Origin of the sequence: Streptomyces sp. NBC_00510 (assembly GCA_036013505.1) — a bacterium.
In the GTDB taxonomy this organism is placed as follows: domain Bacteria; phylum Actinomycetota; class Actinomycetes; order Streptomycetales; family Streptomycetaceae; genus Actinacidiphila.
Map to the genome: position 1 here is coordinate 5,131,683 of CP107851.1, position 15,182 is coordinate 5,146,864.

Consider the following 15,182-nt stretch of genomic DNA (forward strand, 5'->3'; position numbering starts at 1 on the left):
CCGGCAATGGCTCGACACCTCATCACCAGCGCCCTTCCGTACATCAACGGGATCAAGCACCTGGGCAACATGGTGGGGTCCATGCTCCCGGCCGACGTCTACTCCCGGTACCTGCGCCAGCGCGGCCACGAGGTGCTCTACATCTGCGCCACCGACGAGCACGGCACGCCGGCCGAGCTCGCCGCGCAGGAGGCCGGCCTGCCGGTCGACGCGTTCTGCGCGCAGCAGCACGACGCGCAGAAGGCGGTCTACGACGGCTTCGCGCTCTCCTTCGACTACTTCGGCCGCAGTTCCTCGCAGCAGAACCGCGAGATCACCCAGGCCATCGCGCGGGAGCTGAAGGAGAACGGCTTCATCGAGGAGCGCGCCATCCGCCAGGTCTACTCCCTGGACGACGAGCGCTTCCTGCCCGACCGCTACATCGTCGGCACCTGCCCGCACTGCGGCTACGACAAGGCGCGCGGCGACCAGTGCGAGAACTGCACCCGTGTGCTGGACCCGACCGACCTGATCGAGCCGCGCTCCGCGATCAGCGGCAGCAGCCGGCTGGAGGTCCGCGAGACCAAGCACCTCTTCCTGCTGCAGTCCAAGCTCTCCCACGAGGTCGAGGCCTGGGTCGACGAGCACGGCAAGGACTGGCCGACGCTCGCCTCCTCCATCGCCCGCAAGTGGCTGACCGAGGGCCTGCAGGACCGCGCCATCACCCGCGACCTCGACTGGGGCGTGCCGGTGCCGGCCGACACCTGGCCGGACCTGGCGGCCGAGGGCAAGGTCTTCTACGTCTGGTTCGACGCGCCCATCGAGTACATCGGCGCCACGAAGGAATGGTCGGACGCCGCGGGTGATGGCGAGACCCGCGACTGGCGCTCCTGGTGGTACGACGTCGACACCGACGTGCGCTACACCGAGTTCATGGCCAAGGACAACGTCCCCTTCCACACGGTGATGTTCCCGGCGACCCTGCTGGGCACCCGTGACAAGTGGAAGAAGGTCGACTACGTCAAGGCCTTCAACTGGCTGACCTACTACGGCGGCAAGTTCTCCACCTCGCAGCGGCGCGGCATCTTCACCGACGCCGCCCTGGAGATCCTGCCCGCCGACTACTGGCGCTACTTCCTGATCGCGAACGCGCCCGAGTCCGACGACACCTCCTTCACCTGGGAGCACTTCGCCGCCTCGGTCAACAAGGACCTCGCCGACACCCTCGGCAACTTCGTCAACCGGGTGCTGTCCTTCTCCCGCAAGCGCTTCGGCGACGAGGTGCCCGCGGGCAGGGAGGCCGGGGAGGCCGAGGAGCGCCTGGGCGGGCAGATCGCCGAGCTCCTCGCCGAGTACGAGCGGCACATGGAGGACCTGCAGTTCCGCAAGGCCGCGCAGGCGCTGCGCGCCCTGTGGAGCGCCGGAAACTCCTACCTGGAGGAGAAGGCCCCCTGGCTGGAGATCAAGACGGACGCCGACGGCGCCGCCCTGACCCTGCGCACCGCCATGAACCTGATCCACCTCTACGCGGTCGTCTCCGAGCCCTTCATCCCGGCCACGGCCGCCGCCATGCGCGGCGCCTTCGCCCTGACGGACGACACCGCGGTCTGGGTCACCCCCGAGGAGGCCCGCGCGCTGGCCGCCGTCCCGGCCGGGACGGCCTTCACCGTCCCGCCGGTGCTCTTCGCGAAGATCACCGAGGAGGACCTGGACGGCTACCGGGAGCGCTTCGGCGGGGAGCCGGAGGCGGTCTGATGCCGACCACGGTCAGGGACAGGTCCCCGCTGGTGCTGATCCTGGCGGTGGGCCTGACCCTGGTGCTGGTGGTGGCCGGGGTGATCCTCGCGGTCTCGCTGACCGGTTCGGGCGACCGCCGCTCCGGTGCCGCCCCGGACCGGGACGGGGCGTGCCGCGGCAGCAACGTCACTCTCGCGGAGGCCGCCGGGCGCTTCGGCCTGCGACTGCCCGACGACCCGCAGGACGTGCACTACCTCGCGCAGGGCGGCGGGCTGTCCGGCGAGCACGACCTCGAACTGAGCTTCCGCACCACCGCCGCAGGCCTGGAGCGGTTCCTGTCCGCCTCCGGCTTCGGCGCGCTCGGCCCCGACGTGCAGGCCCTGCGGGTCGGCGAGCCCCCCGCCGACCCCTGCCGCCGCGCCGCCGGTGGCCTCACGCACGCCCGCTACGCCGGCGACCACGTGCCCGCCGGCGCGGACCACGGCGCCTACAGCCGCGGTGTCGCCGTCGACGACAGCGACCCCGCCCACCCGGTGGTCGCCCTCGTCGCCCTGGACGGCTGACGGACCCGGGCGGACGACGGAGGGCCCGGAACCGTGTGGTTCCGGGCCCTCCGTCGTCACGGCGTGGTCCGGGCCGTCAGGCCTTCTTCTCCGGCGGCAGCCGCAGCGCGAGGTGGAGCTCCTTCAGCCGCGCCTCGTCGACCGTGCTCGGAGCGCCCATCAGGAGGTCCTGGGCGTTCTGGTTGAGCGGGAAGGCGATGGTCTCGCGGATGTTGGGCTCGTCCGCGAGCAGCATGACCATGCGGTCGACGCCCGGGGCGATGCCGCCGTGCGGCGGGGCGCCGAAGTGGAAGGCGCGGAGCATGCCGCCGAACTCGTGCTCGACGGTGTCGCGGTCGTAGCCGGCGATCTCGAAGGCCTTGTACATGATCGCGGGCTCGTGGTTCCGGATGGCGCCGGAGGACAGCTCGACACCGTTGCAGACGATGTCGTACTGCCAGGCGAGGATGTCCAGCGGGTCCTTGGTCTCCAGCGCCTCCAGGCCGCCCTGCGGCATGGAGAACGGGTTGTGGGAGAACTCGACCTGGCCGGTGTCCTCGTTCTTCTCGAACATCGGGAAGTCGACGATCCAGCAGAAGCGGAAGACGTCCTCCTCGAACTGGCCGGCCCGCTTCGCGGCCTCGACCCGGACGGCGCCCATGATCTTGGAGACCTCGTCGAACTCGCCCGCGCCGAAGAAGACCGCGTGGCCGGGCTTGGCGTCGACGGCGGCGAGCAGCGCCTTGACGTCGTCCTCGGTGAGGAACTTGGCGATCGGGCCGGTGAGGGTGAGGTCGTCGCCGACCCGGACCCAGGCCAGGCCCTTGGCGCCCTGCTCGACGGCGTAGTCGCCGAGGTTGTCGAAGAACTTGCGCGGCTGCTCGGCGGTGTCCGGCACCGGCAGGGCGCGGACGTGCTTGCCGGCGAAGGCCTTGAAGCCGGAGTCGGCGAAGACCGACGAGACGTCGACCAGCTCCAGGCGGGCGCGCAGGTCGGGCTTGTCGTTGCCGTACTTGACCATCGACTCGCGGAACGGGATCCGCGGGAAGGGCGAGGTCACGTGGCGGCCGCCGCCGAACTCCTCGAAGAGGTCGGTCATGACCTTCTCGATGACCCCGAAGACGTCCTCCTGCTCGACGAAGCTCATCTCGACGTCGAGCTGGTAGAACTCGCCGGGCGAGCGGTCGGCGCGGCTGTCCTCGTCGCGGAAGCAGGGCGCGATCTGGAAGTAGCGGTCGAAGCCCGCGATCATCAGCAGCTGCTTGAACTGCTGCGGGGCCTGCGGCAGCGCGTAGAACGTGCCGGGGTGCACGCGGGAGGGCACCAGGAAGTCGCGGGCCCCCTCGGGCGAGGTCGCCGAAAGGATGGGGGTGGCCAGCTCGTTGAAGCCCAGCGCCGTCATCTCGCGGCGCAGGAAGCTGATCACCTGGGTGCGCAGCATGATGTTGCGGTGCATGCGGGCGCGGCGCAGGTCGAGGAAGCGGTTGGTGAGCCGCATCTCCTCGTTCGCGTTGTCCTCCGGGAAGACCGGGAACGGCAGCTGGTCGGCGGCGCCGAGCACCTCCAGCTCGGTGACCTCGACCTCGACCTCGCCTGTGGGCAGGTCGGGGTTGACGTTCTCCCCCGAACGGGCGACGACGCGTCCGTCGACGCGGAGCACCGACTCCTTGGACTGGTGGCTCAGGGCCTCGTACGCGGGCGAGCCCGGACGGGCGACGAGCTGGACCACCCCGTAGTGGTCCCGGAGATCGACGAACAGGATGCCGCCCAGATCCCGGCGATTGTGCAGCCAACCACTCAGGCGCACTTCCGCGTCTACGTCGGTGGCGCGCAGCTCACCGCAGGTGTGGGACCGGTACCGATGCATCGTTCATCCAAGTCGTCTGATTTCGGGGATGAGGCCTCCCCAGTCTACGGGGGTACGCGCGCCCGACCCCATTCGTATGAAAGCCGCGGAAAACCATAAACTATGCGAATGCGCATCGAGGACGTGCTGGCCGCGCTGGGCACGGGCGTCTGGCGCTGGGACAGCGCCACCGACATGGTGGAGCTCGACGCCGTGAGCGCCGGGCTGATAGGGCTTCCGCCCCAGCCGCAGAAGGTCCATTCGGGGGTGACCCGGGCCCGTTACCACGCCTCCGACTACGTGGACATGGCGGCGGCGGTCGCCCTGGCGATAGCCGAGGGCACCGCGTCGGAGTCGCTGCTGCGCGTGGTCCGGGAGGACGGACGGGTCGTCCGCACGGTGGTGATGCGCACCTTCGGGCTCCCCTCCGCGGGCGGCCGGCCGGAGGAGGTCGTCGGCACGCTGCAGGAGGCCCCCGCGGTGCACGGTCTCCCCGGCGCGGGCACCGGCACCCGCCCCACCGCGGCGGCCCCCGCCGCCCCCGCGGACTGGCGGCGGTCCCGCGAGGCCTTCCTGCTGGACGCGGGCCGGGCGCTGGCGGAGGCGGACAGCACCGAGGAGGTGCTCCGCGTGGCCGCCCACCTGTCCATGCCGGGGTTCTCCCCCGACCGCCTCGCCGTCTTCGGCGTCCAGGGCGACCGGCTCCGCGCCATCGGGTTCCACGGGCAGCGGCCGGGCGACGAGGTGCCCTTCCTGGACATGCCGCTCCGCACGGAGTACCCGGCGGCGGTCGTGGTGCGCACCGGCCGTGCGGTCTACCTGCCGAGCCCGCAGGCGTACGAGGAACGCTTCCCGGCCACGTGGCCGCTGGTGCGGGACTTCGGGCGGTCGTCCTGGGCGTATCTGCCGCTGGTCGCCGCGGGCCGCACGATCGGCGCGTGGATGGCCGCCTTCCGGGAACGCGTCGCCTTCACCCCGGACGAGCGGTCGGTGCTGACCACCGTCGCCCGGATGCTCGCCCAGGCACTGTCCCGGGCGCATCTGCACGAGTCCGAGCGGGAGCTCTCCGACGGGCTGCAGCGCGCGATGCTGCCCGGGCGGCGGCCGCACGTCGAGGGGATGGCGCTGACCGCCCGCTACGTGCCGACCGGCGGCGGACTGCAGGTGGGCGGCGACTGGTACGACGTGATCGACCTGCCGTCGGGGCGCACCGCCCTGGTCGTCGGCGACGTGCAGGGCCACGACGTCCGCGCGGCGGGAGTGATGGGGCAACTGCGCATCGCGCTGCGCGCGTACGCCGCCGAGGGGCACCGCCCGGACGCGGTGATGTCCCGGACCTCCCGCTTCCTGGCCGGGCTCACCCAGTGTTCCGCCGACGGGGAGGACGGGCGCTTCGCCACATGCCTCTACATGGAGGTCGATCCGGTCAGCGGCACCCTGGACGTCGTACGGGCGGGGCACCTGGACCCGGTCGTCCGGCTCGCGGACGGCACGACGATCATCCGGCGCACGGCCGGCGGCCTCCCCCTGGGGATCGCCCCCGACTCCGACTACCCGACCACGCGGCTCACCCTGGAGCCCGGCGAGACGATGCTGATCTGCACGGACGGGCTGGTCGAGACCGGCGGCCACGACCTGGGCACGGGGTGGCGGCGGCTGCGCTCGGTGCTGGAGGACGCGGTCGACGACGGGCTGGAGGCGCTCGCCGACACCCTGGTCGAGGCGGTGCACGGCCCGGCCTCGCACCATCTGACCGGCCCCTTCGCCGACCGCCGGGAGGACGACATCGCGGTGCTGCTGGTGCGCCGCGACCCCGTCGGGACGCTCCGCGACGTCCCGGTGCGGCGCAGTGTGCTCACCGTCGGCCAGACCGACCCCCGGCAGCTGCGGGCGGCCCGGGAGGAGGTCCGCGCGCTGCTGCACGACTGGACGTCCGGGGACCAGGTCGACGCGGCCGTGCTGCTGGTGTCGGAGCTGGTCACCAATGTGCTGCTGCACACGGACGACGACGCGGTGCTGGGCGCGCAGCTGCTCGGCGTGCCGGGTGTCCGGCGGCTGCGGGTCGACGTGACCGACCGCAGCGACGACATGCCGCACCGCCGCACCCCGGGCGAGATGGCCGCCTCCGGACGCGGGCTGCTGCTCCTGCAGGAGATGGCGGACGCCTGGGGCGTGGATCCGCTGGGCGACGGCAAGGCGATCTGGTTCGAACTCCATGAGGCTCCCGTGCCGGGCTAGCGGCCCGATACGCTGTGTGCCGTGTACGGCTACGACCAGAACGGGATGGCAGGGGCGGCGCCGCCGATGGGCGGGGCGCCGATGGGTGCGGGCTACCCCGAGCCGTCACCGCCCTCGCTGGCGGACGCGGTGCGCGCGTTCACGACGGGCTCGATGTCGGCGGAGGACTTCCAGGCGGTCTTCGCCACGTCCAAGGTCTACTGCCCGCGCGGCGACAACCCCGGTTTCCTGGCGCTGCACGACACGCAGCAGCCGGTGATCCCCATGTTCTCCTCGCTGAAGCAGCTGCGCCGCTACGCCGGCAAGGAGTCCAAGTACTTCGTGATCACGGGTGCCGAGGTGCTGGACCTGCTGCCGACCGGCTACGGCTTCGTGCTGGACATGGAGGGCGAGCACCGGATGGTGTTCGACGCGAAGGCGGTCGAGCAGATGGTGGAGTTCACCATGCGGCGGATGTACGGCTGATCCGGCCCTCACCCCACGGAAACCGGACAAAGGCCGGGGAACGGTTGCGGGAAGTTCAGCGTTCAACTATGTTGAACGTTGAACAATCCGAGGAGGATCTGGCCATGCCTGCAGTGACCGTCGAGAACCCGTTGACCCTGCCGCGCGTCCACGCCCCCGCCGACGCGGTACAGCGGCGGGCGCTGCAGGTGACCACCGCCCCGAGCGGCTTCGAGGGGGAGGGCTTCCCCGTCCGCCGCGCCTTCGCGGGCATCGACTACAAGAACCTCGACCCGTTCATCATGATGGACCAGATGGGTGAGGTGGAGTACGCGCCCGGCGAGCCCAAGGGCACGCCCTGGCACCCGCACCGCGGCTTCGAGACCGTCACCTACATCATGGACGGCGCGTTCATCCACCAGGACTCCCACGGTGGCGGCGGCACCATCACCGACGGTGACACGCAGTGGATGACGGCCGGCAGCGGCCTGCTCCACATCGAGACGCCGCCGGAGGAGCTGGTCATGACCGGCGGCCTGTTCCACGGCCTGCAGCTGTGGGTCAACCTGCCCGCCAGGGACAAGATGATCGCGCCGAAGTACCAGGACATCCGCGGCGGCAACGTCAAGCTGCTGGCGTCCGAGGACGGCGGCGCGCTCATCCGGATCATCGCCGGCGACATCGACGGCCACCAGGGCCCGGGCGCCACGCACACCCCGATCACCATGCTGCACGTCTCGGTGAACCCGGGCGCCCAGCTCACGCTGCCCTGGCGCGCGGACTTCAACGCCCTGGCGTACGGCCTGGCCGGCCGCGGCACCGCGGGCCCGGAGAACCGGCCCTTCCGCATGGGGCAGGCGGTGGTCTTCGGGCGCGGCGATTCCCTCACGATCCGCGCCGACGGGTCCCAGGAATCGCGCAGCCCCAACTTCGAGGTCGTCCTTCTGGGCGGGCTGCCGATTCGTGAGCCGATGATGCAGTACGGCCCGTTCGTGATGAACACCCACGCGGAACTCGCCCAGGCCTTCGACGACTTCAAGGCCGGCAAGCTCGGCACCGTTCCCGCCGGTCAGGAGTGACGGCGACGGCTCCGGTGCCTCCGGCATTAAACGGCCCCGTCCGGGAATCCGATTCCCGGGCGGGGCCGTCGCATACGGTGGGAGCAATTCCGGCGGGCGGTTCGTTGGCTCTTCATTGGCCGCTGCATTCACCCTGAGTGACTGCACGTGCACCTGCACGTGCAGATGCACGTGACACCGTCTCTGGCTATCATCTCCCCTGTCCTGCACGGCACTTACCTGGAGAGAAGCATGCGCCACACGTACAACGGCATGGCAGCGTCCGATCTCCACGGACTGGTGTGGCAGAAGAGCCGGGACAGCAATGCGAACGGTCAGTGCGTGGAGCTGGCCGCGCTTCCGGACGGGGACGTGGCCGTGCGCAATTCACGTTTTCCGGACGGACCGGCGCTGATATATACGAAGGAAGAGATTGAATCCCTCATCGTGGGGATGAAGAACGGGGAGTTCGATCACTTCGTGGCGAACTGACCACGGTCGTCCCCGGTACGGCTCAATGTGACGGGCCGTCGTTCTGTCCGGGCATACGGAAGAGCGCCCAGACGACTTTCCCCATGCCGGTGAGGGGATGCCAGCCCCAGGTCTCGCTGAAGGACTCCACCAGATGCAGCCCGCGCCCGGACTCGGCGACGAAGTCCGGGGCCTTGGCGACGGGCCCGTGACTGCTGGGGTCGCGCACCGCGCACACTACGCGCGTTGACCATCTGACCAGGCTGAGCCGGACGCACCCGTGGGCCGCGTCCTCGGGGACCGCGTAGCGCAGGGCGTTGGTCACCAGTTCCGAGGCGACCAGTTCGATGCCGTCCTGGAGTTCTTCCAAGTGCCAGGCGTGCAGGGTCGTCCGCGCAAATCTTCGTGCGTCGCCGACCGCCTCGTAACGCGGCGGCAGCGGGCAGGAGGTGGCACTCGACGACGAAAGGCGCTCCGGAACCAGCCCGTCCCATAAGGGCTGCACCCCGGCCGAGCTCTCAGTCCACATGCGCACCACCCGGTATCGGCACGTACGTAATCGTCCCGTACGGCCTGCGGCCGATGCAAGGGGCGGATGCACGTGCATTTGCATGGCACGAGGCAGATGGGTCGGGAGTGACGATCGAGAGTGACCGATCGAGTACTGAACGCAGCGCGAAGGTGGCAGACTGCTGGATGCCACGGGGAGAAGGTAGGCGCAAATGACCACAGTGCAGTCAGGAAGCGGATCGATGGTGCGCCGCATCCTCCTGGGCTCGCAGCTGCGCAGGCTGCGCGAAGCGCAGGGCATCACCCGTGAGGCCGCGGGCTATTCGATCCGCGCGTCCGAGTCGAAGATCAGCCGCATGGAGCTCGGGCGCGTGAGCTTCAAGGAGCGCGACGTGGCCGACCTGCTCACCCTCTACGGCATCACGGACGACGGTGAGCGCACGGCCCTGCTCGGCCTGGTGCGCGAGGCGAACGTCGCCGGCTGGTGGCACGGCTTCGGCGACGTCCTGCCCGCGTGGTTCCAGACGTACGTCGGCCTGGAGGAGTCCGCCTCGGTCATCCGCTCCTTCGAGACGCAGTTCGTGCACGGCCTGCTCCAGGCCGACGACTACAGCCGCGCCGTCATCGAGCTGGGCCACCCGGACGCCCCCGCCGACGAGGTGGAGCGCCGGCTGGACCTGCGGCACAAGCGGCAGAAGCTGCTGACCTCGGAGCTCGCCCCGGAGATCGTCGCGGTGATGGACGAGTCCGTGGTGCTCCGCAGGTTCGGCGGGCGGGAGGTGATGCGGGCCCAGCTCGTGCACCTCATCGAGGCCTCGCAGCAGCCGAACGTGACGGTGCAGCTGCTGCCACTGGAGTTCACGGGGTACTCCGCGGGCGCCAGCGGGACCTTCACCCAGCTGACCTTCCCGGAGTCCGACGTCCCGGACGTCGTGTACGTGGAGCAGCTCACCGGGGCGATGTACATCGACAAGCGCGAGGAGGTCGACCAGTACCGCGTCGTCATGGCGAAGCTCCGCGCCGACAGCCTCTCCCCGGACGCCACCCGGGACCGGCTGAACGCCGTCCTCCGCGCCGTCTGAGCGCACCCGGCGGCAACGCCGGGTACCGCTCTCCTCCCCTGTGAACAGGGGTTTTGCAGCTTTTCACAGGTCTCACTCGATCGAGTGAAGTGGACCTTGACGCATCGGTCGGCTCATCGGCCCGGTGATCTTATGCTCCGGTGAGCCCGTACCTGCGTACCCACACGATCGACGGGTGCGTCGTGGTGGAACTCAGCGGGGAGATCGACATCGTCGCGGCGATGGAGATCATTCCGCTGCTCGACGCGCTGACCCGCGCCCCGGGCCCCGGTCTCGTCGTCGACCTGGGCCCCGTCGACTTCATCGACTGTTCCGGACTCGCCGTCCTGTGCCGGCTGCGGAGCCGGGTCCACGGCCACGGCGGGCAATTGCAGTTCGTCTGCGCCCGCCCCCCGACCCTCAGGATCCTGCGCGCCACCGGGCTGATGAGGGCCTTCCGCCCGGTGCCGAGCGTGGAGGAGGCGCTCGCCCGGATCGGGCGGTCGTGACCGCCCGGTCCACACGGTCCCGGGTCAGTCCGAGCAGACGGCCGTGACGAACTCGGCGACCCGCTCCTGCGGCAGGTGGCGGGCCACGTCGGCCTCGCTGATCATGCCGATGAGACGGTGTGCGGGATGGTCGATCACCGGCAGCCGGCGCACCCGGTACTCCTCCATCAGTTCCAGCACCCGGTCGATCTGCTCGTCCCCCTCGATGATCTGCGGCCGGCCCATGGCCAGCTCACCGCAGGAGACCTCGGACGGGTCGCGCCCCTCGGCGACGCACTTCAGCACGATGTCCCGGTCGGTGACGATGCCGACCAGCACGTCGTCGTCCCCGCAGATCGGCAGCGCGCCGATGTCCTGCTCACGCATGATCCGGGCCGCGTCGGCGAGGCTCTCCCGCTCCCCGACGCACATGGCGCCGGGATGCATGATGTCCAGTGCGGTGGTCATGACGGCGCCTCCTTGTGGCAGGGACCGATTTCCTTTGGCTCCATCGTCACCCTGGTGGAGTAGTTCCGCGATAGGGAGCACGCTGGAAGGAGACACCGGGACCGCTGGAGGTGTTCCGTCATGCAGACCCTCGTCGGATGGCACATCGAGATGGACTTCCGGGAGGACGGCGCGAGGACGAAGGCCGCCGCGCTGCTCCGCCTTCCGGACGGCACGGAGGTCAGGTCGCACGGCCACGCCAACCGGCATCCCTCCGACCCGGACCAGGAACGGGTCGGCGAGGAACTCGCGGCGGCCAGGGCGCTCAACGACCTCGCGCGTCAGCTCCTCGGCAAGGCCGCGCACGAGATCGAGGAGGTCACCCACGTGCCCGCGCATCCCAGGATCTGAGCCCGCGGGGCCCTCACAGCCAGCCGCGCCGTTTGAAGACCAGGTAGAGGCTGACGCACACCACGCCCATGAGCAGGATCGCGAAGGGGTACCCGAGCAGCCAGTGCAGCTCGGGCATGTGGTCGAAGTTCATGCCGTAGATGGTGCCGACGAGCGTGGGCGCGAAGAGGATGGCGGCCCAGGCGGAGATCTTCTTGATCTCCTCGTTCTGCTCGAAGCCGGCCTCCGCCAGCGCCCGCATCTCGGCGTTCTGCTGCTGCGCGACCAGGGTCGCGTTGAGGGTGAGCAGGTCCCCGAGCGCCTGCCGGAAGCCGTCCACGCGCTCGATGGTGTGCGTGACGTGGTCGGCGACGTCGCGCAGGTAGCGCTGGAGTTCCTCGTCCGTCCCGTACTTCACGAAGCCCGCCTGCAGGCCGTCCAGCATCGGGATGAGCGGGCGGGTGGCGCGCTGGAACTCCAGCACCTCCTGGGAGAGCTCGTAGATCCGGCGGGAGACCTGGGGGTCGCCGCCGAAGACCTGGATCTCGCTCTCCTCCATGTCCTTCTCGACCCCCGCGACGACCGGTGCGTAGCCGTCGACGACCGTGTCGAGTATCGCGTAGAGCACCGCCTCCGCCCCGAGCGTCAGCAGCTCGGGGTTGCTCTCCATGCGGCGCCGTACGGCGGACAGGTCGGGAGCCGCACCGTGGCGGACGGTCAGGACGAAGCCGGGGCCCACGAAGATGTGCAGCTCGGCGAAGTCGACCTCCTCCGGGGCGTCCAGGTAGCGGGCGGCGCGGAGCACGACGAAGAGGGTCTCCCCGTACCGCTCCAGCTTGGGGCGCTGGTGGGCCTGGATGGCGTCCTCCAGGGCCAGCGGGTGCAGGTCGAACTCCTTCGCCAGCGAGACCAGCTCGGCCTCGCTCGGCCGGTAGAGCCCGATCCAGGCCATCGCGCCGGGCTCGGCGCGCAGCTGCGTGTACGCCTCGGCGAGCGAGGAGGGCGTCGCGATGCGCCGGCCGTCCCGGTACAGGGCCGCGTCCATCACGCTGCTCACGGCGACGGCCGCGGGGCCCGCGATCCGCGGCTCCAGGGGGCCCTCCCCCTCGTCGGCCGGCGAGGGGGAGGGCTGGGCGGGACGGGCCGACCTGGCCGTCCTGGCCCTCTCCTTCGCCGAGTTCCTCAGTGCGCGCAGGGCACGCAGTCGACGCCCGGACACCGGCAGCACCCCCTCTTTCGGGCCTTCCGAGCAGGGTAGCCCGAGCCCGCCGGGGAAACGGCCGCACCGCGCACCCGGTACCCGGCGCCGCCGCGGGGTCAGGCGTCCCGGCCCCGGTCCTGATCCCCGCTGCCGCGCCCGTACGCGTCCAGGATCCGGCCGATCGTGCGCTCGAACCAGGCGTCCATGTCGACCGCCGGGCCCGCGTTCGCCAGCGCCGCGGCCAGGCGCGGGTACGCGCCCCCGCCGACCCGGTCCGTCAGGTACGCCAGGCGCGCGGCCTGTTCCTCCAGCGGCGTCCACGGCAGGGCCCGGCTGCGCTCCTGGGTGGCCACCTCGTTGCCCACGTACGTCATGACGGTGCCGTGGACCATCGCGAGCAGCTCCATCTTGGTGGCGTCGTCCTCGTCCAGGCCCTCCAGGGCGGCGAGGCAGTGCTCCAGGTAGCGCAGGCCGTTGGGGCTGAAGCCGTGGACGGAGGTGTACAGCCGCGGCACCCAGGGGTGGCGGCGCAGCAGGTCACGGCTGGCCCGGGCCAGGGCCATCAGGTCCGCGCGCCAGTCGCCGGAGGGTTCCTCGGGGAGTTCGTACTCGCCGGTGACGGCGTCGACCATCAACTCGTGCAGGTCCTCCTTGCGGGGCACGTAGTTGTAGAGCGACATCGTGCCCGCGCCGACCTCGGCCGCCACGCGCCGCATCGACACCGCGTCGATGCCCTCGGCGTCGGCGATCCGCACCGCGGCCGCGGCGATCTCGGCGCGGCTGTGGGCGGGCCTCGGGCCCCTGGCCGCCCGTTCCGGGCGGGTCCAGATCACCTCGGGGGCGGCGGGTCGCCCGGTGCTGGCTGGCATCGATCATCACCTCGTCCACCATGGTAGTTACGTACGGCGTACGGAGTGGGGTATGGTGCCGTACATGGAAACTACGTACGCTGTACTCAGTGAGGGGCTGGAGAAGGGCTTCGGCGAGGTGCGCGTCCTGCGCGGGCTGGATCTGGCGGTGCCGGCGGGCCGCGTCTGCGGGCTCCTCGGGCCGAACGGGGCGGGGAAGACCACGGCCGTACGGCTGCTGACCACGCTGCTCGTCCCCGACGCGGGCACCGCGCGGGTCGCCGGGCACGACGTGGTGCGGGAGCCGGCCGCGGTGCGCCGTGCCATCGGCGTCACCGGTCAGGAGGCCTCACTGGACGAGGAGCTGTCAGGCCGGGAGAACCTGCGGCTGTTCGCCCGGCTGCAACGGCTGCGCGGTGCCCCCGGGCGGGCGCGGGCGGACGAACTCCTCGCCGGGGCCGGCCTGGAGGACGCCGCCGACCGGCCCGTGCGCGGTTACTCCGGCGGCATGCGACGGCGCCTCGACCTCGCGGTGAGCCTCCTCGCGCGGCCCCGGGTGCTCTTCCTCGACGAGCCCACCACCGGACTCGACCCGACCGCGCGGGAGGGCGTCTGGCGGGCGGTGCGCACGCTCGCCGACGAGGGCACGACGGTGCTGCTGACCACCCAGTACCTGGAGGAGGCCGACCGGCTGGCCGACGACATCGCGCTGGTGGACGGGGGCCGGGTCACCGCCCGCGGCACACCGGCCGAGCTCAAGGCCCGCATCGGCTCCTCCGCAGAGGTCGTGGTGGGCGAGGCCGGCGCGGTGGCCGGCGCGGCCGTCGTCCTGCGGTCGCTGACGGGCGCCGAGCCGGTGCTGGACCACGGTCGCCGCACGGTCGGGGTGGTCAGCGACGACCCGGCGCTCACGCTGCCGCGCATCGTGCTCGCCCTGGACGCGGCCGGCGTCCCGCTGGTGGACGCGAGCCTGCGGCCGCCCACCCTCGACGAGGTGTTCCACCGGCTGACCGGCGGCGCCGCCCCGCTCCTGCCCGTCCCGTCCACCGGTCCCGCGAAGGAGGAGGCCGCATGACCGCGCTCGCGCGACGAGGGGACGGCGGTGCCCTGGCCGACGGGCTGGCGATGCTCGGCCGCCATCTGCTGCGGGTGCGCCGGGCCCCCGGGCTGTTCGTCCTCACCCAGGCGATGCCGCTGATCCTGCTGCTCTTCTTCGGCTACGTCTTCGGCAGTGCGCTCACCCTCCCCGGGGACGCCGGGTACCGCTCCTACCTCCTGCCGGGACTGTTCACCGCCGTCGCCGCCGGCGGGCTGATGACCGGCATGATGCAGGCCGCGCAGGACGCGCAGCGGGGGGTCGCCGACCGCTTCCGCACCCTGCCGATGAGCCGGGCCGCGGTGCCGCTCGGCCAGGCGGCCGCCGATGCACTGGTCACCGCCGCCGGGCTGGTGCCGCTGGCCCTGGTGGGGTGGGCGGTGGGCTGGCGCGTCGAGACGGGCGCGGGTCAGGTGCTCGGCGCGTACGGCCTGCTGCTGCTCTTCCGCTTCGCCACCTGCTGGGCCGGGATCCATCTCGGGCTGCTGCTGCGCGACGAGGAGGCGGCGGCGCAGCTCGGCAGCGCCACCTTCGTGCTGCAACTGGTCTCCGGCGCCTACGTTCCCACCTCCGGTATGACGGGCTGGCTGCGCGCCGTCGCCGAGTGGAATCCGCTCAGCGCCGTGGCCGCCGCCTGCCGCGGGCTCTTCGGCGGACCGGCCGCCCGGATCGCCGACGCCCCGGGGGCGGCGTGGCCCATGGCCCATCCGCTCGCGGCGTCGGTGGGCTGGTCGCTGGCACTGCTCGCGGTCTTCGTCCCCCTGGCGATACGGCGGTACGCACGCGGGGGGCGCTGACCGGGGCCGACGAGTAATCTGATTCGCGG

At 71.4% G+C, this 15,182-nt stretch carries 16 protein-coding genes; 11 read left to right on the forward strand and 5 right to left on the reverse strand.

The window, feature by feature from the left end:
* Nucleotides 1-6: 6 nt before the first annotated feature.
* Entirely contained in the window at nt 7-1,734 is a 1,728-nt protein-coding gene (metG, locus tag OG937_23125) for a methionine--tRNA ligase (GenBank protein ID WUD74377.1), read from the forward strand.
* Nucleotides 1,734-2,279 carry a hypothetical protein gene (locus OG937_23130; protein WUD74378.1) on the forward strand — a complete coding sequence of 182 codons (546 nt, stop codon included), beginning with the start codon at nt 1,734-1,736 and terminating at the stop codon, nt 2,277-2,279. Before metG ends, OG937_23130 begins: the two co-directional genes overlap by 1 nt.
* A 76-nt stretch (nt 2,280-2,355) precedes the next feature.
* Here the strand turns inward: OG937_23130 and aspS are convergent, their stop codons facing one another.
* Complete coding sequence (aspS, locus tag OG937_23135; GenBank protein WUD74379.1) at nt 2,356-4,125, reverse strand: aspartate--tRNA ligase; 1,770 nt, start codon at nt 4,123-4,125, stop codon at nt 2,356-2,358.
* A gap of 108 nt (nt 4,126-4,233) precedes the next feature.
* Here aspS and OG937_23140 point away from each other — a divergent pair, with 108 nt between their 5' ends.
* The 4 genes from OG937_23140 to OG937_23155 all read left to right on the forward strand — a co-directional run bounded on the left by OG937_23140 (nt 4,234) and on the right by OG937_23155 (nt 8,336).
* A complete protein-coding gene (locus OG937_23140; protein ID WUD74380.1) occupies nt 4,234-6,342 on the forward strand; it encodes a SpoIIE family protein phosphatase in 2,109 nt (702 codons plus the stop codon).
* A 45-nt stretch (nt 6,343-6,387) separates the two neighbouring features.
* Complete coding sequence (locus tag OG937_23145) at nt 6,388-6,807, forward strand: SseB family protein (GenBank protein WUD78852.1); 420 nt, start codon at nt 6,388-6,390, stop codon at nt 6,805-6,807.
* Between the two features lie 104 nt (nt 6,808-6,911).
* The gene (locus OG937_23150) at nt 6,912-7,865 is read left to right on the forward strand and encodes a pirin family protein (GenBank protein ID WUD74381.1); all 954 of its coding nucleotides are present in this window, start codon (nt 6,912-6,914) and stop codon (nt 7,863-7,865) included.
* A gap of 231 nt (nt 7,866-8,096) precedes the next feature.
* On the forward strand, nt 8,097-8,336 hold the full coding sequence (locus tag OG937_23155) for a DUF397 domain-containing protein (protein ID WUD74382.1): 240 nt from the start codon (nt 8,097-8,099) through the stop codon (nt 8,334-8,336).
* A 22-nt stretch (nt 8,337-8,358) separates the two neighbouring features.
* On the opposite strand, the gene OG937_23160 is transcribed toward OG937_23155, so the two are convergent.
* Nucleotides 8,359-8,844 (reverse strand): ATP-binding protein, encoded by a 486-nt coding sequence (locus tag OG937_23160; protein WUD74383.1) that lies wholly within the window; start codon nt 8,842-8,844, stop codon nt 8,359-8,361.
* 193 nt (nt 8,845-9,037) lie between these two features.
* Here OG937_23160 and OG937_23165 point away from each other — a divergent pair, with 193 nt between their 5' ends.
* Nucleotides 9,038-9,907, forward strand: coding sequence for a helix-turn-helix domain-containing protein (locus OG937_23165; protein ID WUD74384.1), 870 nt, complete (start codon nt 9,038-9,040; stop codon nt 9,905-9,907).
* Nucleotides 9,908-10,047: 140 nt separating this feature from the next.
* A complete protein-coding gene (locus tag OG937_23170; protein ID WUD74385.1) occupies nt 10,048-10,395 on the forward strand; it encodes an anti-sigma factor antagonist in 348 nt (115 codons plus the stop codon).
* Between the two features lie 24 nt (nt 10,396-10,419).
* Here the strand turns inward: OG937_23170 and OG937_23175 are convergent, their stop codons facing one another.
* On the reverse strand, nt 10,420-10,842 hold the full coding sequence (locus tag OG937_23175) for a CBS domain-containing protein (protein ID WUD74386.1): 423 nt from the start codon (nt 10,840-10,842) through the stop codon (nt 10,420-10,422).
* Nucleotides 10,843-10,962: 120 nt separating this feature from the next.
* Between OG937_23175 and OG937_23180 the strand changes: the two genes are divergently transcribed.
* Complete coding sequence (locus OG937_23180; GenBank protein WUD74387.1) at nt 10,963-11,232, forward strand: DUF1876 domain-containing protein; 270 nt, start codon at nt 10,963-10,965, stop codon at nt 11,230-11,232.
* 13 nt (nt 11,233-11,245) lie between these two features.
* Here OG937_23180 and OG937_23185 read toward each other — a convergent pair whose 3' ends face one another.
* A complete protein-coding gene (locus OG937_23185; protein WUD74388.1) occupies nt 11,246-12,430 on the reverse strand; it encodes a magnesium and cobalt transport protein CorA in 1,185 nt (394 codons plus the stop codon).
* Between the two features lie 98 nt (nt 12,431-12,528).
* Nucleotides 12,529-13,281, reverse strand: coding sequence for a TetR/AcrR family transcriptional regulator (locus tag OG937_23190; protein WUD74389.1), 753 nt, complete (start codon nt 13,279-13,281; stop codon nt 12,529-12,531).
* Nucleotides 13,282-13,345: 64 nt separating this feature from the next.
* Here OG937_23190 and OG937_23195 point away from each other — a divergent pair, with 64 nt between their 5' ends.
* Together OG937_23195 and OG937_23200 are read left to right on the forward strand one after the other, a co-directional pair.
* Nucleotides 13,346-14,335 carry an ATP-binding cassette domain-containing protein gene (locus OG937_23195; protein WUD74390.1) on the forward strand — a complete coding sequence of 330 codons (990 nt, stop codon included), beginning with the start codon at nt 13,346-13,348 and terminating at the stop codon, nt 14,333-14,335.
* Nucleotides 14,332-15,153: an ABC transporter permease gene (locus OG937_23200; protein ID WUD74391.1), complete on the forward strand. Its 822-nt coding sequence runs from the start codon at nt 14,332-14,334 to the stop codon at nt 15,151-15,153. Before OG937_23195 ends, OG937_23200 begins: the two co-directional genes overlap by 4 nt.
* Nucleotides 15,154-15,182 lie beyond the last annotated feature (29 nt).